The organism is Chitinophaga sp. (genome assembly GCF_035538455.1).
Taxonomy (GTDB): Bacteria; Bacteroidota; Bacteroidia; order Chitinophagales; family Chitinophagaceae; genus Chitinophaga.
Window position 1 is genome coordinate 35,691 of the sequence record NZ_DATLKJ010000176.1, and the last position, 20,488, is coordinate 56,178.

The 20,488-nt window shown below is 45.4% G+C and carries 20 protein-coding genes; 6 read left to right on the forward strand and 14 right to left on the reverse strand.

Going from position 1 to position 20,488, the window contains the following annotated elements; all coding sequences use genetic code 11:
- Positions 1 to 3 precede the first annotated feature (3 nt).
- Positions 4 to 630 (reverse strand): WbqC family protein, encoded by a 627-nt coding sequence (locus VM802_RS21025; RefSeq protein ID WP_325534228.1) that lies wholly within the window; start codon positions 628 to 630, stop codon positions 4 to 6.
- A gap of 417 nt (positions 631 to 1,047) precedes the next feature.
- On the opposite strand from VM802_RS21025, the gene VM802_RS21030 reads away from it, so the two are divergent.
- Complete coding sequence (locus tag VM802_RS21030; protein ID WP_325534230.1) at positions 1,048 to 1,503, forward strand: LEA/WHy family protein; 456 nt, start codon at positions 1,048 to 1,050, stop codon at positions 1,501 to 1,503.
- Positions 1,504 to 1,575: 72 nt separating this feature from the next.
- On the opposite strand, the gene VM802_RS21035 is transcribed toward VM802_RS21030, so the two are convergent.
- Together VM802_RS21035 and pyrE are read right to left on the reverse strand one after the other, a co-directional pair.
- Positions 1,576 to 1,950: a heavy-metal-associated domain-containing protein gene (locus tag VM802_RS21035; protein WP_325534232.1), complete on the reverse strand. Its 375-nt coding sequence runs from the start codon at positions 1,948 to 1,950 to the stop codon at positions 1,576 to 1,578.
- 51 nt (positions 1,951 to 2,001) lie between these two features.
- Entirely contained in the window at positions 2,002 to 2,637 is a 636-nt protein-coding gene (gene pyrE / locus VM802_RS21040; RefSeq protein ID WP_325534233.1) for an orotate phosphoribosyltransferase, read from the reverse strand.
- An 84-nt stretch (positions 2,638 to 2,721) separates the two neighbouring features.
- Here pyrE and VM802_RS21045 point away from each other — a divergent pair, with 84 nt between their 5' ends.
- Positions 2,722 to 3,348, forward strand: a complete 627-nt coding sequence (locus VM802_RS21045; protein WP_325534235.1) for an NUDIX hydrolase — start codon at positions 2,722 to 2,724, stop codon at positions 3,346 to 3,348.
- On the opposite strand, the gene VM802_RS21050 is transcribed toward VM802_RS21045, so the two are convergent.
- From VM802_RS21050 to VM802_RS21065, 4 genes are read right to left on the reverse strand one after another with little or no spacing between them, the layout of a single operon-like run.
- Positions 3,338 to 3,769: a hotdog fold thioesterase gene (locus VM802_RS21050; RefSeq protein ID WP_325534237.1), complete on the reverse strand. Its 432-nt coding sequence runs from the start codon at positions 3,767 to 3,769 to the stop codon at positions 3,338 to 3,340. The two genes, VM802_RS21045 and VM802_RS21050, sit on opposite strands and share 11 nt — an antisense overlap.
- Before the next feature lie 19 nt (positions 3,770 to 3,788).
- Entirely contained in the window at positions 3,789 to 4,262 is a 474-nt protein-coding gene (gene coaD, locus VM802_RS21055) for a pantetheine-phosphate adenylyltransferase (RefSeq protein ID WP_325534239.1), read from the reverse strand.
- A 20-nt stretch (positions 4,263 to 4,282) separates the two neighbouring features.
- Positions 4,283 to 4,837 (reverse strand): RsmD family RNA methyltransferase, encoded by a 555-nt coding sequence (locus VM802_RS21060; RefSeq protein WP_325534241.1) that lies wholly within the window; start codon positions 4,835 to 4,837, stop codon positions 4,283 to 4,285.
- On the reverse strand, positions 4,828 to 5,697 hold the full coding sequence (locus tag VM802_RS21065) for a DUF3822 family protein (RefSeq protein WP_325534243.1): 870 nt from the start codon (positions 5,695 to 5,697) through the stop codon (positions 4,828 to 4,830). Before VM802_RS21065 ends, VM802_RS21060 begins: the two co-directional genes overlap by 10 nt.
- A 143-nt stretch (positions 5,698 to 5,840) precedes the next feature.
- Between VM802_RS21065 and VM802_RS21070 the strand changes: the two genes are divergently transcribed.
- Entirely contained in the window at positions 5,841 to 7,172 is a 1,332-nt protein-coding gene (locus VM802_RS21070; protein WP_325534245.1) for an MATE family efflux transporter, read from the forward strand.
- Positions 7,173 to 7,222: 50 nt separating this feature from the next.
- On the opposite strand, the gene VM802_RS21075 is transcribed toward VM802_RS21070, so the two are convergent.
- The 5 genes from VM802_RS21075 to VM802_RS21095 all read right to left on the reverse strand — a co-directional run bounded on the left by VM802_RS21075 (position 7,223) and on the right by VM802_RS21095 (position 11,353).
- Positions 7,223 to 7,978 carry a tetratricopeptide repeat protein gene (locus VM802_RS21075; RefSeq protein ID WP_325534247.1) on the reverse strand — a complete coding sequence of 252 codons (756 nt, stop codon included), beginning with the start codon at positions 7,976 to 7,978 and terminating at the stop codon, positions 7,223 to 7,225.
- Between the two features lie 101 nt (positions 7,979 to 8,079).
- Positions 8,080 to 8,430, reverse strand: coding sequence for a dihydroneopterin aldolase (locus VM802_RS21080; RefSeq protein WP_325534249.1), 351 nt, complete (start codon positions 8,428 to 8,430; stop codon positions 8,080 to 8,082).
- Between the two features lie 100 nt (positions 8,431 to 8,530).
- The gene (gene trxB / locus VM802_RS21085) at positions 8,531 to 9,478 is read right to left on the reverse strand and encodes a thioredoxin-disulfide reductase (protein ID WP_325534251.1); all 948 of its coding nucleotides are present in this window, start codon (positions 9,476 to 9,478) and stop codon (positions 8,531 to 8,533) included.
- A gap of 14 nt (positions 9,479 to 9,492) precedes the next feature.
- On the reverse strand, positions 9,493 to 10,368 hold the full coding sequence (locus VM802_RS21090; protein ID WP_325534254.1) for a DUF4249 domain-containing protein: 876 nt from the start codon (positions 10,366 to 10,368) through the stop codon (positions 9,493 to 9,495).
- A gap of 127 nt (positions 10,369 to 10,495) precedes the next feature.
- Positions 10,496 to 11,353 (reverse strand): sigma-70 family RNA polymerase sigma factor, encoded by an 858-nt coding sequence (locus tag VM802_RS21095; protein WP_012793808.1) that lies wholly within the window; start codon positions 11,351 to 11,353, stop codon positions 10,496 to 10,498.
- A 329-nt stretch (positions 11,354 to 11,682) separates the two neighbouring features.
- Here VM802_RS21095 and VM802_RS21100 point away from each other — a divergent pair, with 329 nt between their 5' ends.
- From VM802_RS21100 to VM802_RS21110, 3 genes are all read left to right on the forward strand, one after another.
- Entirely contained in the window at positions 11,683 to 12,699 is a 1,017-nt protein-coding gene (locus VM802_RS21100) for a threonine aldolase family protein (RefSeq protein WP_325534274.1), read from the forward strand.
- A gap of 87 nt (positions 12,700 to 12,786) precedes the next feature.
- A complete protein-coding gene (locus VM802_RS21105; protein WP_325534276.1) occupies positions 12,787 to 15,435 on the forward strand; it encodes a valine--tRNA ligase in 2,649 nt (882 codons plus the stop codon).
- A gap of 58 nt (positions 15,436 to 15,493) precedes the next feature.
- A complete protein-coding gene (locus tag VM802_RS21110) occupies positions 15,494 to 15,976 on the forward strand; it encodes a hypothetical protein (protein ID WP_325534278.1) in 483 nt (160 codons plus the stop codon).
- A gap of 7 nt (positions 15,977 to 15,983) precedes the next feature.
- Here VM802_RS21110 and VM802_RS21115 read toward each other — a convergent pair whose 3' ends face one another.
- Both VM802_RS21115 and VM802_RS21120 read right to left on the reverse strand, forming a co-directional pair.
- Positions 15,984 to 18,791, reverse strand: a complete 2,808-nt coding sequence (locus tag VM802_RS21115; protein WP_325534280.1) for a TolB-like translocation protein — start codon at positions 18,789 to 18,791, stop codon at positions 15,984 to 15,986.
- A gap of 106 nt (positions 18,792 to 18,897) precedes the next feature.
- Complete coding sequence (locus VM802_RS21120) at positions 18,898 to 20,325, reverse strand: L-serine ammonia-lyase (RefSeq protein WP_325534282.1); 1,428 nt, start codon at positions 20,323 to 20,325, stop codon at positions 18,898 to 18,900.
- Between the last annotated feature and the right edge of the window lie 163 nt (positions 20,326 to 20,488).

Here is a 20,488-nt window from a genome sequence, read left to right on the forward strand (position 1 = left end):
TAATCAAGCATTTTTTATCACTTCCAACGCCTGTTTTCCCTCACAGAAAAGCAGGTCCAGAATACTTAATCCAGGCAGAAAACCGGTGCGGTCCTGAAACACCTGGGTGTATTGGATACGATTGTCCTGCTCAACATTGGGATGCATTGTATCCCGTGCGTCAGTAACCCCAGCTACTTCCTTCTGATAGCTTTCTGTAAACCTCGTAGGTATATTAATGTTGAGTTTGCTGTTTATCCAATCAAAACATGCCATGTTCCAATCCAGTAAAAAATTGAATGGCCTCTCAAAAAGTATTTCAAGGTCTGCTTCATAATATTCAAACCAAGGAGAACGTCGGTAAGCAGACACGAGCGTTTTCCAGTGCAGTGCCTGCCATTTTTCCTCGTTACTGATCCTGACGTCCTTTGTCACTGTACGCTGATTCTTTCCTTTTGACAGAGGTACACTCAAAATCATTCTTCCGTTTGGCCCTGCGAGATAACAACGGTTCCTGAAACTAAGCTTTTGATAGTGTTCATATTTCTCGATCTGTAATATATTGTGATTAATTAAAGTCTTATAGAAATTAATCGATGGAAAATATTGTGATTCAATTAATAGTATTCTCGAATTTGCACCCTCTGTCATAATGTCAAAATTTAAATCAATTGATGGAAATATGTAAAAGTCTACCTGTTAAACTACTTATGATTATTCACTTAATAATTAACTTTAAGCATCTGGTAAACAATTCATAGACAAACTAAAAATATGCTAATGAATTTAGCAAATAGAAGTTTCAAGCAAAATTTTAGGTAAGTGCAAAAATACTAAAGATATTAGTGCTTTTAACAGGCTTTTTTAACAAGCACAAGAGGAGTAGCAAGGATAAAGATTCTTTCTAAAGGATTTATTTTTTTATATGTATTAAATGGACTATACCATAAACTCCGTGTTGATCCTCTCTCCTATTTCTCCCCGTTAAATGTTTCCTAATTCACCCCACTGCTTTTTGAGAAATAAAACCTTTACTGTAGGTTTGAAAAATATAATCGCCATTTTTCAATGAAATCGTTTCGTTTTGCATTAATCATTTTTGCCATTTGGGGGCTTGCCAGCGCCTGCGAAAAAATGAAGGACCTGGAGTTCGTGAGAGTAGTTGGCGTAACTATGGAAGAGTTAGGTATGTCCAAAAGTATCGTACGACTAAACCTTGCTTACTATAATCCGAACAATTTCCGCCTGCAATTAAAGGATGCCAAATTCGATTTATTTTTTGACGATACCCCCGTGGGCCATTCTATCCAGGACACCTTGATAGCTATACCAGCAAAGGATACTTTTTATTTCCCAGTGAAGCTGGAAGTGAATATGGGCAACGTGCTGAAAAATGCCTGGAGCGCTTTCTCCAGTAAAGAGGTCACTATCAAAGCAACCGGGAATTGTAAGGTGGGTAAAGGGGGAATTTTCCTGCCATTCCCTATCAAGTGCGAAACCCGTCAGCCTTTGAACTTTTTCTGATTTTAGTTTATACATCAAAAGAAAGGGAGAAGGTATTACCTTCTCCCTTTCTTTTGATAATTATCTTCGGACTTATTGTTTCTTTTTATCCATTCCTCCACCATCTTCAGGCTTTTTGCAGCAAGTGGGTAGCTTTGCGTAAGACTCCGGATTAGCGCTTACATTGTCTGCATCATAACCAGTGTTGGCAATTCCCGTTTTAATATTCTCAATATTCGTACGGTCCTCCCAGTATTTCACAGTAGTTACATGCTTTTTAAAATCCACTGTTACTTTCTCTACGCCTTCTTCCTGCGACATATATCTTTCTATACGTTTCTTACAGGATTCGCACTGTACGGTAGGAGTGCTGATTTTAGCTGTCAGGAGTGTTTTCTTTTTCTGCTGTGCCATGGCCACACCTGTAACTGCCAGTAACAACAATGTCAGTAATTTCAAGATTCGCATAGTGTAGAATTTAACGACCGAATATACAAAAAAATCTATATTCAATTGTGCTTACCTTCCCCATTGATCAGGTGCTGTTCTCCATGCCTGCAACGTCGTGATTTCTTCAGCAGACACCAGTCCCTTTTCTTCAGCAAGAGCAATCATCGCATTATAATTGCTCAGGGAATGGAAAGGCACCCCCGCCGCTTCAAAGGCCTTTACCGCTACATCGAAACCATAGTTGAAGATAGATACCATACCTATCACCTCGCCACCAGCAGCACGGATTGCCTGCACCGCCTCCAGACTGCTCTTACCCGTAGAGATCAGGTCTTCTACAACCACAACCGGTTGTCCTGGCTGCAACACGCCTTCTATCTGGTTACCCATACCATGCTCCTTCGGTTTGGACCTCACATAGATAAAGGGCAGTTTTAGTTGATCAGCTACCAATGCTCCGTGAGGAATACCCGCTGTGGCAACACCCGCAATCACAGCAACATCCTGAAAAGTTTCAAACACCAGGTTACACAGCTCTGACTTGATATAGTCACGCACATATGGATATGACAGGATCTTCCTGTTATCACAATAAATCGGCGACTTCCAGCCTGACGCCCATGTAAATGGCTGTGCCGGGCTTAATTTCACCGCCTGCACCTGCAGTAACTTTTCTGCAACTTGTTTTTCGCTTACTGTACTCATACAAGCGCCAAAATTACTATGATTTATTCTGATATAATAAATTGTTTACGCAAAAAATAATCATCCATCATTACATTTGCAGGCATGCAAAAGAATATAACCATTTATCTGAACGAACGTCCGCTAATCATCAGCGAAAATATAGAGACAGTATCATCAAACATAACAGGAGTAAAGGTTTACGAGTACCCCGATGCTGAGAAAATAGAGAAGGTACTGTTAAAAATGGAAGATGGCAAACGCGAAGCAGCAGTATTCCTCACTTCAGATGTGAAGCAACTATTCAAAAAAGTAGCGTTGCATTTTAACGTGTTGGTAGCCGCCGGCGGGCTTATCAGCAATCCCGAAGGCGAGATTCTCATGATGTTCCGCAGAGGAAAATGGGATCTCCCCAAAGGCAAACAGGATCCCGGCGAAGACCTGGAAACCTGTGCCGTTCGCGAGGTTACGGAAGAAACTGGCCTGTATACGATCAACCTCGCACACAAAATAACCGAGACCTTCCATTACTACCCCATGAAAAACAAAAAGGTATTGAAGCATACGCATTGGTACCGCATGCAGTTCACCGGCACAGAGCTTACAATTCCGCAGATAGAAGAAGATATTCAGGATATACAGTGGATCAAGCCGGTCAATGTCGAAAAATACCTGAAATACTCCTATGAAAATATCAGAGAAGTATTCAGGGCAGACAATATCATCTCTTAGCCAATACTGCTACAGTAAGGCGACTTATACATACCAGCCTGTGCTGGTCGTCTGTTATACGGATGTCCCACACATGGCTGGTAGAACCAATATGGACCGGCTTTGCCGTGGCATGTACATATCCCTCTTTCACACCCCTGACATGGTTCGCATTAATTTCCATTCCTACACAGATCTGTTTTTCCTGATCAATGATCAGCGCGGAGGCCATGCTGCCAATCGTTTCTGCCAATGCAACAGAGGCGCCGCCATGTAATAACCCATAAGGCTGTATAGTTCTGTGATCAACCGGCATCATCATTTTTAAATAATCAGGGCCTATCTCCGTAAATTCCATTCCAAGGTAAGCCGCCATGGTAGGGCGCCCTATTTCATTTAACTGATCGAGTGATACATCCAGTGAATGCCAGATTGCTTTCATAGTTACAGCTTTTAAGGGTTTATGATTTTTTTCTGATCCCGTTCAGCACCTCTTTCGGCAGGAATGGCGTTACATCACCACCGTGCCGGTGTATATCCCGTACCAGCGTAGAAGCAACACTTGAATATTGCGGCGTTGTGGTAAGAAAAATAGTTTCAATATCCGGCGCAATGGTGCGGTTCACATCAGCAATCGCTTTTTCATATTCGAAATCACTGACATAACGGATACCTCGTAATATGAACTTTGCGCCTATCCTCCTGCAACAGTCAATGGTGAGCCCGGAATAGGCCTCCACTTCTACCCGGGAGTCGTCTTTATAGATTTCCCTGATCCAGGCTATCCGTTCTTCCAGCTGGAACATCGGCGTTTTACTGCTGTTGATTCCGATACCTACCACCAGTTTGTCAAACAGATCCAGTCCGCGGTTGATAACATCAGTATGCCCCAGCGTAATGGGATCAAAAGTTCCCGGAAATAAACATATCCTCATGATTGCTTCAAGATTTATGATCAGCGCTTCAGTTCTTCCCGGTTAATAAAGATGGAAAATGTAGTTCCACCATAACTACGTTCTGAACGGAAATAAGACTGATTGGTGAAATTATGCTGACTGGTATGCTCAATAACAAGCCAACCTTCGGTTTCCAGGAGCTGGTGTTGAAAAATAATTCCCGGTAGCTGATGCAGCGTATCCATCGCATATGGAGGGTCAGCAAATATAAAATTGAACTTGTCTGTGCATTGCTGCAGAAATTTGAAGGCATCCGTCCTGATAATCTTCAGGTCATGAATATCCAGCGTCGCAGCTGTTTTGGTGATAAAAGCGGCCATGGCAGGGTCTTTCTCCACGATGGTCAGGTCCGTTGCGCCCCGCGATGCCAGCTCATAGGTAATGCTGCCAGTACCGCCAAACAAGTCTAACGCTTTTAATGACGGAATGTCCAGATTGTTTTCGATGATGTTGAACAGCCCTCCTTTTGCAATATCTGTAGTGGGCCTGGTATTAGGCATCTTTGCAGGCGGCTGTATCTTTCTGCCTCCACTCGTTCCTCCGATTATACGCATAAAGCTAACGCATACAAATTATGAAAATAGTAGCCGGGTATCTCCTGCATCTTTGTAATATAGTTGAAGCCGGGTAGTCTCTGCACCCATTCCAGATGCGGGATAAATTTAAAAAGTTCCTGGTAAACCAGTGAATCCTTGGCAATTGCGCCACCCAGCTTCACTTTCACCCGACGTTCATCCAGGTTCAGTTGCCGGAGCGTATTCACCAGCATGTATACAATATCCAGTCCGCCCTGATATTCATGCTGCTGTTGGATCAGCAGTTTTCCGGCGGCATAAATGGTAAGGGTAAAATGATGCACCTGCAGCTCCAGGAAAGTGATACCATCCGGGGCATTGAAATCAAGGTCCAGCGGATATGATCTCAACAACGCAGATCCTGCATGTATGGCTGTATCTGTGGAGAACTCCTTACGCAGGAAACCCAGCAGGTCTTTGTCTACACTATAAACATTTACCATCGGCAATGACGGCAGCATGTCTGCCAGTACTGCCTCTTGTACCTTTTCGGGCTGTGATAAATGCAGGTAGTCCTTTTTAAGAGAAGGCATATAATACTCCTGCGGCACAAGAATGCTGCCACCAGTATCAAACGCCAATAAAACAGATTTAAATGCAGTCAGCAGCAGCTTATCCACATCAAACACCTCCTCTATCATTTCCAGATCGGCTGTAGCCAGCTTCTGTGGCTGGAAATGATAAGATTTCAAAGCAAGGAATTTACGTGCCGCCGGGTCGTACACCGCATAGCTGAAAACACCACTGCCCACCAGCACCAGGAGATGACAGGCTGTAAGGTCTGTTTCCAGTAAAGTTTCATCATCTACTGTAAACGCGGGATGGATATTATAAGCCACGGGCATGTTTTACATTTCAAATGAGCTACAATAATAATCTTTTTAGTTAATTGATACAGCTGTTTTATTGTTTTATATTGTATAGCAAGGATGCTGGACGGATAACGCTATATTTGTTTTTTGATGACCATCAGACTAGCTATATGCAACTGGAAGCAACGAACCGGCAGATATACAAAATCGCCTCACCTATATGCCTCGCACTAATTATTCCTCAGTTTAACCACATGACAAATACCGCTTTCCTGGGGCGACTGGGAGAGCTCGAGCTGGCCGCCAACGGCATTGCCGGTATCTATTACCTGGTAATGTACATGATAGCCTATGGATTAAACAATGGCATGCAGGTACTGATTGCCCGGCGCGCCGGACAACAACATTACGAAGGAATAGGCAAATTGTTTTCCAACGGACTGGAAGCAGGACTTGTATTTTCCGTTATTGCCATCCTTGTTACCCTGCTGGCAGCTCCTTATTTCTTTTCGAAAAGTCTTCATAATCCCGATATATATACAGCAGCCATCTCGTTTATCCGTATCCGTATCTGGGGTTTTCCTTTCCTGATGATGCTGAGCATGGTAGACGCCTTTTATATTGGCAGCGGCCACTCAAAGGTGCTGGCTGTAATATCCATATGCCAGGAGTTTGTCAATATCTTCTTCGACTATTCCTTAATCTTTGGTAAGCTTGGCTTTGAGCCTATGGGACTGAATGGCGCCGCCTGGGCATCTATCATTGCGGAAGCCACAGGCTGCATGGTGGCCTTCAGTATCCTTTTCCTGAGAAAATTCCATCAGCAATACAGCCTGTTCCGCTTCTGGCGGCCCGGATGGGAAGTAATGCGGAATATCCTCAATGTATCTGCACCATTGATTGTACAGTTCCTGTTCAGCATAGGCAGCTGGTTTGTGTTTTTTATTTTCATTGAACATCTCGGAGAACGCCCTTTAGCGGTATCCAATATGTTGCGCAGTATTTTCGGATTCTTCGGAATATTCACCTGGTCGCTTGCCGCTACATGCAATACCATGGTGAGCAACGTCATTGGTCAGGGAAGATCAGACCTGGTGTATACAGTAATAAAGAAGATTGCCCTTATCAGCCTTGGTTGCGCTACGTTCGTATGTATTATGGTTAACCTCTTCCCTTATACGTTATTACATATCTATACCAATGATGCCGGTCTTATTGCCACAGCTATCCCATCTATCCGGGTTATTACCCTAAGCACGCTGCTTATGGCCGTTTCAGCCGTCGCACTCAATGGCGTAACGGGAACCGGTAATACGCGAATGAACCTGCTGATAGAAATCTCTGCGGTAGTAGGTTACCTGATTTACTGCGATATAGTGGTGGAAAAAATGCGCAGTCCACTGTACATCGCCTGGGGCGCGGATTTCATTTACTGGATTGTAATATTCACCATGAGTGTATGGTATCTGCGAAGCGGAAGATGGAAGGGGAAAGAAATATAACGAAAAGCGAAAAGCTAACCGTCTTCAACTGTTAGCTTTTCGCGGTACTGTTATTGAAGATCATCGAGTAATTTTTTGCAGTCTGCCTTAATACTGGCGTCATCCTGTGCAGTGTTCCGGAGAGCGAGCGCTTTTTTCAGCACATCGATGGCTTTGTCCTGTTGGCCGTTGCCTTTATAAGCTCTTGCGAGCTCGTAATAATTCAGCACAAAACCAGGATCAAGCTGCCTGCACTTTTCATAGTTTGCGATCGCATTCTCCAATGATCCGGCGGGGAGACCACCGAAGAGCATCTTGGCGGCGCCTCGTTCAAACACATTAAGGTTAGCCACTTCATAGTTCCATTTGCCAAGCACATGGTATGCCTGCGCCAGATTTGGATTCAGCTTAATGGCACGTTCTGCATAAGCCTTCACATCCTTGGAAGCCGCTACTTTATCTTTTGCTCCGGAGATAAGCGCCATACGTCCCATAGCCACAGCCATAGCGAGATTAGCATCTGCGCTGTTCGGGTTTACCTTCAGCGCCAGCTGCGCATATTCCTTTGCCTGTTTGAAGTAAGTGGTTTTACTGTCCTTGCTTTTCTGACGGTTACCTACCCGTGAAGAAAGCTGACTGGCCTGCGTGAGCGCTTCCAGTTCATTGGGTTGTACTTTAAGTATCTCTTTGTCTTTTTCAAGTGCCTGCTCTTCTTTCATCTGTTTCTCCAGTTGTTTTGCTTCCTCTACCATTTCGCTTACACTCTGGGCTTTTACTGTGAGGGCAGTGAGCGCAACAAAAGAAACTGTCATTATCCATTTTAACATAGGACAGGTTTTAGATTGAGAAATGTTGATGATCGTATTGATATAAATCTACGAAAATTACAGATTTAAACAGCAGATGCACTGCAAAAGTTCGGCCAGCTTTAGTAATCCTTTTCCAACGACACCAGCGAGTTCCGTATCTCTGCCCCCATAGGAGGATTCATTTTACGCAGTGTAACAATACATTTTTTGATGGAAGGATATTTCTCTTTCAATGAGTCAGACAGGGAATAAACAACTTCTTCAAGTAATGGTTTTGGTTGAGCCATTATGCTACAGGCTATTTCGTAGATACCCTGATAATTTACTGTATCCGACAATTCATCGATGGGTACGGTACCGGGTATACGAACACTGATATCGAGGAGAAAGTCATTCCCGAGAATGGCTTCTTCGGGATAATAACCGTGAAAGGCACGGAAAGCCACTTGTTCCAACGCAATAGTAAGCATGAGTATTTTGTTATTTAGGTATTTAGGTATTTTTTTATTGGATTTACGAATAATTCCAAAATTCGTAAATCCAATAAAAAAATACCTAAATAACAAAATATTAATGGTGTTCTTTGGCAGATAAATATCTTTCTGCATCCAGCGCAGCCATACAGCCACTACCTGCAGCTGTTACTGCCTGACGGTATATTTTATCCTGTACATCACCGCAGGCAAATACGCCTTCAATGCTGGTGCGGCTGGTGCCGGGTACAGTTACGATGTAATCCTGTTCGTCCAGTTCCAGGTAGTCCTTGAAAATAGCGGAATTCGGTTGGTGACCGATGGCTACAAAGAACGCACTCACAGGAACATCCTTGGTTTCGTTGGTTTTGTTGTTACGTATTCTTACAGCTTCTACTTTTTTGTCACCCAGCACTTCATCTGTTTCAGAATTCCAGTACACGATGATATTGGAAGTTTTCAGTACACGGTCCTGCATCACTTTGGATGCACGCATTTCACCGCGGCGTACCAGCATATGCACTGTACTGCACATTTTGGAGAGATACAGCGCTTCTTCAGCAGCAGTATCACCAGCACCAACGATGGCTACCTCTTTACCACGGAAGAAGAAGCCGTCACATACAGCACAGGCGGAAACCCCGCTGCCATTGAGACGCTGTTCGGAAGGAAGACCCAGCCATTTAGCAGATGCGCCGGTAGCGATGATCACTGCGTCAGCAGTAATCTCCTTCTCTTCGTCGATAATTACTCTATAAGGCTGCTTACTGAAGTCTACGGCAGTGGCCAGACCGTAGCGAATATCAGCGCCCATGCGGGCTGCCTGTTTTTCGAAATCCACCATCATCTCAGGACCCTGAATACCTTCAGGATAACCTGGGTAGTTTTCTACTTCTGTAGTGATCGTAAGTTGTCCCCCAGGTTGAATACCCTGGTATAATACTGGTTTAAGGTTGGCTCTTGAGGCATATATGGCAGCGGTGTAACCGGCAGGGCCGGAACCGATGATCAGTAAATGCACATGTTCTTGTTGCTTGTTTTCCATTTGTTCTTTTATAATTATTTCCTAATGACAATTCTTTTATAGGTTACTGCATATCCCCCCCAGTAGCCCAAAGCGCCGGGCACATTACCCAGTATTCTTGTAGGAGATGAAAACGGATTGCTGTTGCTGTTGAAGGCAAAGTCCATTGTACGCCAGAAATCGTACGTGGCCTTATCAATATTACAAAACTTCAGCGTTATGGTGTCACCTCTGTCGAAATATCCCATTGTTTCAATGTCAATGGATTTATTCTTATCTACACCGGCTTCCAGAGGAATTTCAAATGTTGTGCCGTTCACGACCTGGTCATCGTATACAGAGTTGAGTCCGGGCAGAAACCGTTCGTTGTTACGTTTTGTAAAGTACCGGATATAATTGCCCTGCTCCGGCGGATCGGTGATTTTCACAAGGATACGCGCTTTGTTGGTATCTCCGTTTACCCTTACCCGTTGCCATTTTACGCTGTCAAGTACCATGCCTGCCAGCGGAATGGTTGTCACTGACTCATATGACTTATTGTCAGTGCTGATACGTAATACGTACCTGCCGCCGCGCTTTCCTTTGAAAGTGGTCGCCAGTGTGGTATCCGGCATGTATACAGGCGCTCTCACTCCATTAACATCTACAAAGGTTTCCTTCAGGTTCATCGTGTTATTACCATCGGATACTGTTACGAGCGCATTGTGCACCAGCGAACCTAATAGTTGTTGCGGATCAATTTTGGAAAAGTAATTCAGGCTGCGGGTAAGCAATACCTGTGGATAGCGGTCGTTTTCAAACCTGCCTTCCACGACTAATTGTGGCTCCTGGTCGCGCACGTGAATATCAATCTTCTTTTCACATGCGGACAAAGCCAGTGCTACAATGAGTATGGTGAACAGATTGCGCATAGTCTGCAAAAATAAGGGGAGTTCATTAAATAAGAACACCGGCCGTGTATTAACAAGGCCGGTGTTCTTATAGAATAAAGAGGATTTATAGACTTATCACCGGATATGCTGCCGGCGCTCTACTCAATTATCCCAGGTAGGATTTCAATGCGCCGCTATAGCGGGCTTTTTGCAGCCTTTTGATAGCGCGTTCTTTGATTTGCCTGATCCTTTCCTTGGTCAGATCGTATTTCTGTCCGATTTGTTCGATTGTCGCTCCATTTTCACCATCCAGACCAAAATAAGCATTCACTATCTCTGCTTCGCGGGGGCTCAGGGACTTCAGTACCCGGCGGATCTCTTCGCGAAGTGAATCTCTCATAACATCATCATCGGTGATATCGCCCCCTTCCAGGAGGTCGCCCATAGCCACGTCTTCAGCTTCATGTACAGGAGCATCCAGCGACATGTGGCGGGTATTGCTCTGGAAGATATTGTTGATCTCCGATTCAGACATTTCCAGGATTTCTGCGAGTTCCTCGGTAGACGGTTCACGCTCGTTTTCCTGCTCAAATGCCATGTAAGCTTTGTTAGCTTTATTATAGGTGCCAATTTTATTTTGCGGGAGACGAACAAGACGACCTTGCTCCGCCAACGCCTGCAGGATGGATTGGCGAATCCACCATACTGCATAAGAGATAAATTTGAAACCTTTTGTTTCATCGAAACGTTGTGCTGCCTTGATCAAGCCAAGATTACCTTCATTAATGAGGTCACTGAGGCTAAGCCCCTGGTGCTGATACTGCTTTGCAACTGAAACAACGAAACGGAGGTTTCCTGTAGTCAATCTTTCAAGAGCCTTCTGATCGCCCATTTTAATGCGCTGCGCCAAAACGGTCTCCTCCTCAGGTGTTAACAAAGGGATCTTCGAGATTTCCTGCAGGTACTTTTCTACCGCCTGCGAATCACGATTGGTGATCTGGGTGGCAATTTTAAGTTGCCTCATATGAAAAATTGTATTGGTTTATAAATAAAATAACAGCAAAGAATAAATTTTGTTTGAAATTTGAAAATTATATAACTTACAAAATTTCCTGTGCGTTATTCGTTTGTTTTAATTTAGCCTGCAAAGATCGTGCTAACCGATCATTCTACCAAATCCATTTCTACCCATCTCTGCTATACAACAAAATACAGTTTTATAACGAATTTTTATAGCCCTTTAGTCCCTGTAATGGCTTGCTTTAAACAAATTTTAACAATTGATAAATAATCATTATTAAATTAGCAACTTAACTAATTTATCCGTTCAGCCATTGCAAATTTTTCAATAACATGATCGACTACCGCAGCGACACTTTTACACGTCCCAGCCCTGGCATGTTACAGGCCATGTTACAAGCCGAAACCGGGGATGATGTATTTGGAGAAGATCCAAGCGTCAACAAACTGGAAGCCATGATGGCAGATTACTTTGGCAAACCGGCAGCCCTCTACTGCCCTTCCGGCACTATGAGCAACCAGATCGCCATCAAAGTACATACGTTGCCGGGGGATGAAGTGGTTTGCAGTAACCTGGCCCACGTATATATATATGAAGGCGGCGGCATTGCCTTCAATGCAGGCGCCCAGGTACATCCTATCGAAGGTGACAGAGGCATGATTACTGCCGGCCAGGTGAAAGCCGCCATCAATCCCGATGATGTACACAAAGCACGCACCAGCCTCGTTTGCCTCGAAAACACCTCTAACCGCGGTGGCGGATGCTGCTACGACTGGGACGAAATGGTCACGATCGGCGCCCTGTGCCAGGAGCACAACCTCGCCTTCCATCTCGACGGCGCCCGCCTCTTTAACGCACTGGTAGCCACCGGCCAGGACCCAAAAGCATACGGACAACTGTTTGATAGCATTTCTGTTTGCCTTAACAAAGGCATGGGCTGTCCTATGGGCTCAGTACTGCTTGGCAATAAAGAGTTTATCCGCACCGCAAGAAGAATACGCAAGAAATTCGGCGGCGGCCTGAGACAGGCCGGCTATATGGCTGCCACAGGTATATACGCCATGGAAAACAATATCCAGCGACTGGAAGAAGATCATACCCACGCCAAACAGATCGCACTGGCCCTCCTGGAAAAAACTTTCGTGGGGCACATGCTCCCGGTGGAAACCAATATCCTCATCTTCGAAATAAGAGGTGAATGGACCCCACAATTGTTCACCGAATACATGAAACAGCAAAACATAGCAGTAATACCGATTTCCTCCACACAGGTAAGGATGGTGGTACACCTCGACATCACCCCTGAAATGGTGGAAACTACATGTAACGTAATTGCAGAGATGATCTAAATAAGCTTTCGGGATTAAGGATTTAGCCTTCCAAAGCTGTATCCTTAATCCTAAAACCTTATTTTTGCTCCTCATATTATGAATAGCATGGAACTTTCGAAAAATTATCTGCCTGCAACGGTTGAAGAAAAATGGTATCAACATTGGATGGATAAAGGCTATTTCAGATCTACACCTGATAGCCGTAAACCCTTTACTGTCGTCATTCCTCCACCCAATGTCACCGGTGTGCTGCACCTGGGACATACGCTCAATGAAACCGTCCAGGACATACTGGTGCGCCGCGCACGTATGAGCGGGTTTAATGCCTGCTGGGTTCCGGGTTCCGACCACGCCTCTATTGCTACCGAAGCAAAAGTGGTAGATATGCTGAAACGTGAGAAAGGTATTGAGAAATCACAACTCACCCGTGAAGAGTTTCTGAAACACGCTTTTGAATGGAAAGAAAAATACGGCGGGATTATCTATCAGCAAATCAAAAAGCTAGGATGCTCCTGCGATTGGGATCGGGTGACCTTCACCATGGATGATCATTACTATGCCGCTGTTATCAAGGTATTTGTGGAGCTTTATAACAAAGGCCTCATCTACCGCGGCGCACGTATGATCAACTGGGATCCCAAAGCTAAAACAGCGCTTAGTGATGAAGAAGTAGAATACAAAGACCTCCAGGGTATATTGTATCATGTAAAATATGCCATCACCGACGCAGAAGGTAAAGCTACCGGCGAATATATCACCATCGCTACACAACGCCCTGAAACCATCATGGGCGATACTGCCATCTGCGTAAATCCGGAAGATGAAAGATATGCGCACATGAAAGGTCACTTTGCCACCGTACCATTGGTAAACCGCCGTGTCCCCATCATTTTCGATACCTATGTAGATAAGGAATTCGGAACCGGCGCACTGAAAGTAACGCCTGCCCACGATATCAATGACTATAATCTCGGTCTGAAACACAACCTTGAAATCATTGACACCCTGAACGACAACGGTACGCTGAGCGAGGCCGCTGTCGTGTTTGTAGGTGAAGACCGCTTCGTGGCCCGTAAAAAAGTAGTTGCCGCCCTCGCGGAAGCAGGACTGCTCGTAAAAGAACAAGAATATACTACACGCCTGGGTTACAGCCAGCGAAACCCTGATACCGTAATAGAACCACGCATCTCCACCCAGTGGTTTGTGAAGATGGCCGAACTGGCCAAACCCGCCCTGGATGCAGTAGTTTCAGGTGATGTGAAGATCCATCCCGGCGACCGCTTCCTGGCTACATACCGTTACTGGATGGAGAATGTAAAAGACTGGTGTATCTCCCGCCAGCTCTGGTGGGGCCAGCAGATTCCTGCCTGGTACGCGCCAGACGGCACTTTCGAAGTAGCTGCCACCGCTGCTGAAGCTGTCGGGCAATTCGCGAAAAAAGGAGTCACCATCACTGCAGCAACACTCAGGCAGGACGAGGATTGCCTCGATACCTGGTTCTCTTCCTGGCTCTGGCCAATGGAAGTGTTCAACGGTGTCTCCAATCCGAACAACACAGATATAAATTATTATTATCCTACCTCCGTATTGGTTACGGGTCAGGATATTATATTCTTCTGGGTGGCACGTATGATCATGGCCGGCCTGGAATTTAATGGTGTCAAGCCTTTCAGCGACGTATACTTCACCGGTATGGTGCGTGATAAACAAGGCCGCAAAATGAGCAAGCAGCTGGGGAACTCACCCGACCTGCTGGAACTCATCCACAGCTTTGGTGCTGACGCCGTTCGATTCGGTATTATGATCTCTTCCCCCGCTGGCAACGACCTCCTATACGATGATGCCAGCTGTGAACAAGGCCGCAACTTCTGCAACAAAATCTGGAATGCGCTGAAGCTGGTTAAAATGTGGGAACAACGTCAGGGGAATGATGCGGAAAATGTTGCTGAAAGCGATTTTGCAGTGAAATGGTTTGAAAGCAGACTGCGCGAAGTACAGGCCGAAGTGGCTGCGCTCCATAAAGACTTCCGCCTCAGCGAAGGCCTGAAAGCTATATACAGCCTTATCTGGGACGATTTCTGCAGCTGGTATCTTGAATGGGTAAAACCTGGTTACGAACAACCAATCGCAGCTGCTGTCTACAACAAAACCGTATACTTCTTTGAGCAACTGATGCAATTGCTGCATCCATATATGCCATTCATCACAGAAGAAATATATCAACTGCTGAATACCCGCGACACCGCAGATTCTTTGATGATCAAACAATTTGAAACGCCCGGCGCACCAGTTCATGCCACCCTGCTGGAAGGTGCACTGGCCAAGGAAGTGATCAGCAGCATCCGCGATGCACGCAACAAAAATCAGATCAAACCAAAAGATCCGATTGTGCTGCACATAGAAACCAAACACGAAAATGCTTTCAAACAAATCGAAAGCATGCTCGCCAAACAGGTAAACGCCAAAGCCATACATTATGTGCAGGAAGCGGTTCCCGGCTGTATTACACTCGTTATCCAGAAAGATAAATTCTACCTGGGCACGGAAACAGAACTGGATACTGCTGCACAGAAGGAAAGCCTGCTCAAGGACCTCACTTACCAGCAAGGCTTCCTGGCATCAGTAGAAAAGAAACTGACCAACGAACGTTTTGTTCAGAACGCCAAACCTGAAGTAGTGGAAGCAGAGCGCAAAAAGAAAGCTGATGCGGAAGCGAAAATTAAAGTGATAGAGGAAAGTTTAAAATCCTTATAATTTTTCCAATCGCCCGGTCGTTACTATACCGGGCGATTTTTTATCCCCTCTGATCAGCATGATTAAAAAACTGTTACTATATTTCTTCTTCTTCGGAACCACTGCCATACCGGCAATCGGCCAGTCAGTCAGAAAAAATCCTTCTCCGGTAAAACCTGCAGCGATACCTTCCAAACCTAAAAAATTAAAAAGCAGCTGGGGACTGTTTCTCAGCGATACGCTTCCTAAAAGTGAAGTGATCAGACTGCTGGATTCTTCATTACAGGTGCGGGATGAAAAAAATAACAAGTACAAGGTAGTTTCGTTTGCTTTCACCTATGAGAAACACGAGCCTTACCTTAATGATACAACTGGTCAACCAGGCGTCTATAAAGACTTCACCGGCGATAACTTCAAATCCTCTTCCCTGCCCGCATTATGGAGCAACCGTCTGAAACAGACGCTGGATAAAGGGGATGTGCTTTATTTTGATGAAATCATCATCCGCTATCCGCCAGATAAGCTCTACATGGCGCCTTCACTACGCATTAATATCAAATAATATCATATCAATAGCTGAACAACTGTTGTAGCGGAACAATAAACTCTATCCTGTTGTCACTATTTCCACCCGGATCTCTATCAAATAAGTGGCTGTAACGCACGCCAAAACTAAATGGAATGGTATTCCCGATTTTTGTATCCAGGTATAATTCAGTGCCGGCGGAAGTATAACGTGTGTCAACCGCCTGTGGATTAGCATAATGTCCCATACTGTAGTCATAGAACAGGTTGGCTCTTACACGGTTGAAATAAAGAAGCTGTGCAAAACCCCAGTCAGGATAGAAAAGCGGGAAATGATAGTTGGCGCCCAACTTATAGATACGGGTATAGAAGGGCTTGCTATACCCTCTCGCATACACGAAATTATCAGTGTAGCTATAGTTGAACTCCTGATCCCGCTGCTGAAACGCTGCTTGTAACACAAGGCTATGATTGGGCCACAAACCCGGAAGGTACTGATCCAGCCTGGTATATATCTGATTAGCCACAGTACTTGTAACAGATGTGTTATACTGCACTGCCAGGTATTGACCGAAATGCGTATAGATGTTTTGCCGCGCTTTAATCCGCTGGTTACTGAAGATAAATGTATTGCTGAGGTACTGCAGATCGTTTATCTTGAACTTAAAATTGCCATTCGGATAACGGTGCAGAAAATTGTAGTTACTTCCCAATGATATGCTGCGGCTGTAAAGACCGGAGGAAAGATTCAATGGAATAGTGAATCCCAGTCTCCATTTCAGCTCATTCCAGTATACCCATGAACCATTGCTGGCACGGGCATTACGGTTAGCCACATAATTAAGTCCGGTTGAGAGGTAAGGGAACCAGCCCCCGAATGTAAAGGACGCGCCTATATCAGAGCTGGATTCGTTGTTATTGTATGTATAGCCGATACTGGTGGTGGTGGTATTAAGAACGTTTTCGCCAATGAGCGATATACTGTAATCCGGATCATTGAAGGAAGGCACCCAGCTGTGGAAATTAAAAGGATGGCTGAACAGCGGGTATTTCCTGGCCGGCAGCGAATCGTGCGGTACCGTGTTCAGTATATTACCCCCTTCCTCAAACTGAGGCTGTAGCCATTTACTGTGCTGAGCCTGCGTAATGTCTACCTGCTTCCATTTACCCGGTTCCAGCTGCGCGTGATACAGCTTGTATCCCTTTGTGGTGAATTCGTTGAAAAGAAGGTTGCCGTACTGTCCATCTGCCGCCATATGCAGGGCGCTGTTTCCCCGGTCGGTGACTTCATACACTTTTTTGTCTGTCAACGTTAACGCATATACGTTATTTACGTCCCTGTAGCCTGAAACAAAATAGATGGTATCCTTGCTGACAGACGGTATACCCAGCACGGTGAAGCTGAAAGGTGTCAACTCTTCTGTTTCACCGGTGACAAGTGATTGTCTGATGAGGGCCATTTCGCCTTTCTTATTGCGTACAGCACTCACAATCGTTTTATCATCTGCCGAAAAACGCGGATACGTATAATACCAGTTGTGCGGATTAGGAAGAACTTTTTCTACTGAGGATGTTTGTGTGTTGATTAACTGCAGACTGTATTGCTGATCGGGAGAAATAGCCGCAGCAATCACATAATTTCCGTCGTTACTAATATCGGGAGAATAGAATTTACCACGGGGAGAGATCGATTTCGTATAACCGGCAGCATCATCGTGCACGCGGATCACGGAAAAATCTTTCCAGCCCCAGCGTACGTCAAAGCGGGCAGCTGCCCATACGATACGCCCGTTGCGATAGCTGAAAAAATCGTCGTACACAATACCAGGTCTTACCAACAACTCTTCCCGGTCTCCCTGAACCCTGAAGATACCAGGCACTTTATTATATGAATCCTTCAACACTATCCATTCATTATTACCGGCGGCATAAACATACTTATAGTTGGTAACTGTGCGGGCATCAGGACTAAAACACTGTGCAGGCGTCGTATCCGGCCTGACGGCGTAGTTATTCCAGAGTGGTTGATACGCCTGTAGCATGGCCTGGTAAAAGCTGGTGATATTCTTTCCGGTCTTTTTCTTCAGGCCGTGAGACATCGGGTAGAAAACGCCCCGGTAACGGACTGCATCAGTAGTCACATCCTTCCAGAAGGATTTGCCATAGTGATCGCGGCCGTAAGTTGCCATCAGGTAACCCAGCGGGTAATGATCAGGGATAAAGTCCTTGTAAGACCCGTTACGGATTTTCATATAGTCGTAACGTTTATGCTCCAGCGAGAGTGCTCGAAAACCGTCAAAGAAAGCAGGGAGTCTGCCCCTGCCCTGCGGGCTCAGAGCAGTTTCCATTACTACGGCATCACCTTCCCAAAACCAGTTGGGTACAGCAATATTGGTAACAGCCGCCTGTCCGAGCTGTCCACCAAGGTAAGAGAACACTTTAGACACGCCCTGCCGGAAGTTCATATTCTGCAACACATGCCGGTATTCATGCAACGAAAGTTGTTCTATCCAGTTGAGTGATCCCAGATCCTGTGAGGAAGGGGATGGCGCCAGGTAAAATTCGGAGCGGAAAGGCCCCAGCTTTACATATCCGTTAGACTGCATTGTCTGATTCTGCAATACGATGTCTATCTTCCTTTGAAGCGGGCCAATGGAATTCCTTGTATTCCTGTTCAGGTAAGTCACAATGTTGGCTACACGCTCACCTGCACTGGCCATACCTTTGGGGAATATGACGCGCACGGTATCTGTGTTGATCTGTTGCCATTTCAGGGAAGGGGGATTGCCGCCAAACTGCTGTGCAGACAGGGTTACGGGCAGCAACAGGGTAAACCATAAAAGATACCGCATACAAATTATCAGATTAATGATCTAAGCGTATAAAAACGAAAATATGTTTCTTTCCGTATATTTTTCGTTTTAATACCCGCTTAGATCAATAATTCCCATTTTTATGCTAGCATTCCGGCAGGCTGATAGGAATATTCACTGCCAGACCACCATCTGAGGTTTCTTTGTATTTGGAATTCATATCGAGCGCAGTGTCCCACATGGTTTTCACCACTGCATCCAGTGATACTTTTGCCAGTTCGGGGTTGCTCTGTAAAGCCAGCTGGGAAGCAGTGATCGCTTTGATGGCGCCCATGGTATTACGCTCAATACAAGGGATTTGTACCAGTCCTCCGATAGGATCACAGGTAAGGCCCAGGTGATGTTCCATGGCTATTTCTGCCGCCATCAGCACCTGGCGCTGTGAACCACCGAGGCATTCTGTAAGAGCAGCAGCTGCCATGGCAGACGACACGCCTATTTCCGCCTGACAACCACCCATTGCAGCAGAGATGGTAGAACGTTTCTTAAAGATGCTGCCTATTTCAGAAGCAGTAAGCAGGAACTGCAAAATCTTATCATCGTGGAAACCGTCGCAGAAAGCGATGAAATACTGCAATACGGCAGGTATTACGCCGGCAGCGCCATTCGTAGGCGCCGTTACCACACGGCCAAAAGATGCATTCTCTTCATTTACAGCCAGTGCAAAACAGCTTACCCAATCAAGTGTATAGGTAAAGTGTTCTCCACCAGCGCGGATAGCATCAATCCAGGATGCATAATCCGTATAGGCGCGGCCTTTCAGTAATTTCTTGTTGAGTGCTGCAGCGCGGCGGGCAACCTTCAATCCACCCGGAAGCTCACCTGTGGCATGGCATCCGCGGTATATGCATTCCTGCATAACACGCCAGATGTTCAATACGCCATTACGTGTTTCTGCTTCAGAACGCCATGCCAGCTCATTTTCCATAACCACCTCGGAAATACTGTAGCCCGTTTTGATACACCATTGTAACAACTGGCGGGCTGTGTCAATCGGGAACGGAAGATCCACCTGCTGCCCACCGCCATTGATATCACCTTCCTGTACCACAAAACCGCCACCAATAGAATAATAGGTAACTGCACGCTTGTCGCCGTCAGCAAAGGTTACAAGGAATACCAATGCGTTGGGATGGAATGGCAAAGATTCTTCAAACAAAAAGTCAATGTCTTCCACCGGATCAAAATCTATTTCATACCTGCCCGCCAGCGTCATTCTGCGGGTACGGCGCATAGTATCTATCTTGGAATTGATCTGATTCACATCAAAAGTAACGGGATCATCACCGCAGAGCCCAAGCTGGACAGCGATATCTGTACCATGCCCATGGCCGGTCTTGGCCAGTGAGCCATACAATAATACCTGCACGTTGGTAACAGAAGAGAGTTTGTCTTCGGCTTCCAGCCCCTGCAGAAAGCGCAGGGCTGCGCGCCATGGTCCTAAAGTATGAGAGCTGGATGGACCAACGCCTATCTTAAAAATATCGAATACAGAAATACATTCGTGTGCCACTGCTTGTCCTGGTTTAGTATGTAAAATTAAAGCAAAAAAGCTTCTCGCAAAGGCTCAGAGGGAGCAAAGAAGCAAAAGATCTTTTTAAGTTAGCTTCTTTGCTCCCTCTGAGCCTTTGCGAGAAATTCTTCTGCTTTATTTCCTCACTACTTTTTTCAATGTT

What these genes read in the sequence shown, in the direction of transcription:
- VM802_RS21025 (WP_325534228.1), bottom strand. Translation starts at nt 630, where the DNA reads ATGACAGAGGGTGCAAATTCGAGAATACTATTAATTGAATCACAATAT.
- VM802_RS21030 (WP_325534230.1), top strand. Translation starts at nt 1,048, where the DNA reads ATGAAATCGTTTCGTTTTGCATTAATCATTTTTGCCATTTGGGGGCTT.
- VM802_RS21035 (WP_325534232.1), bottom strand. Translation starts at nt 1,950, where the DNA reads ATGCGAATCTTGAAATTACTGACATTGTTGTTACTGGCAGTTACAGGT.
- pyrE (WP_325534233.1), bottom strand. Translation starts at nt 2,637, where the DNA reads ATGAGTACAGTAAGCGAAAAACAAGTTGCAGAAAAGTTACTGCAGGTG.
- VM802_RS21045 (WP_325534235.1), top strand. Translation starts at nt 2,722, where the DNA reads ATGCAAAAGAATATAACCATTTATCTGAACGAACGTCCGCTAATCATC.
- VM802_RS21050 (WP_325534237.1), bottom strand. Translation starts at nt 3,769, where the DNA reads ATGAAAGCAATCTGGCATTCACTGGATGTATCACTCGATCAGTTAAAT.
- coaD (WP_325534239.1), bottom strand. Translation starts at nt 4,262, where the DNA reads ATGAGGATATGTTTATTTCCGGGAACTTTTGATCCCATTACGCTGGGG.
- VM802_RS21060 (WP_325534241.1), bottom strand. Translation starts at nt 4,837, where the DNA reads ATGCGTATAATCGGAGGAACGAGTGGAGGCAGAAAGATACAGCCGCCT.
- VM802_RS21070 (WP_325534245.1), top strand. Translation starts at nt 5,841, where the DNA reads ATGCAACTGGAAGCAACGAACCGGCAGATATACAAAATCGCCTCACCT.
- VM802_RS21075 (WP_325534247.1), bottom strand. Translation starts at nt 7,978, where the DNA reads ATGTTAAAATGGATAATGACAGTTTCTTTTGTTGCGCTCACTGCCCTC.
- VM802_RS21080 (WP_325534249.1), bottom strand. Translation starts at nt 8,430, where the DNA reads ATGCTTACTATTGCGTTGGAACAAGTGGCTTTCCGTGCCTTTCACGGT.
- trxB (WP_325534251.1), bottom strand. Translation starts at nt 9,478, where the DNA reads ATGGAAAACAAGCAACAAGAACATGTGCATTTACTGATCATCGGTTCC.
- VM802_RS21090 (WP_325534254.1), bottom strand. Translation starts at nt 10,368, where the DNA reads ATGCGCAATCTGTTCACCATACTCATTGTAGCACTGGCTTTGTCCGCA.
- VM802_RS21095 (WP_012793808.1), bottom strand. Translation starts at nt 11,353, where the DNA reads ATGAGGCAACTTAAAATTGCCACCCAGATCACCAATCGTGATTCGCAG.
- VM802_RS21100 (WP_325534274.1), top strand. Translation starts at nt 11,683, where the DNA reads ATGATCGACTACCGCAGCGACACTTTTACACGTCCCAGCCCTGGCATG.
- VM802_RS21105 (WP_325534276.1), top strand. Translation starts at nt 12,787, where the DNA reads ATGGAACTTTCGAAAAATTATCTGCCTGCAACGGTTGAAGAAAAATGG.
- VM802_RS21110 (WP_325534278.1), top strand. Translation starts at nt 15,494, where the DNA reads ATGATTAAAAAACTGTTACTATATTTCTTCTTCTTCGGAACCACTGCC.
- VM802_RS21115 (WP_325534280.1), bottom strand. Translation starts at nt 18,791, where the DNA reads ATGCGGTATCTTTTATGGTTTACCCTGTTGCTGCCCGTAACCCTGTCT.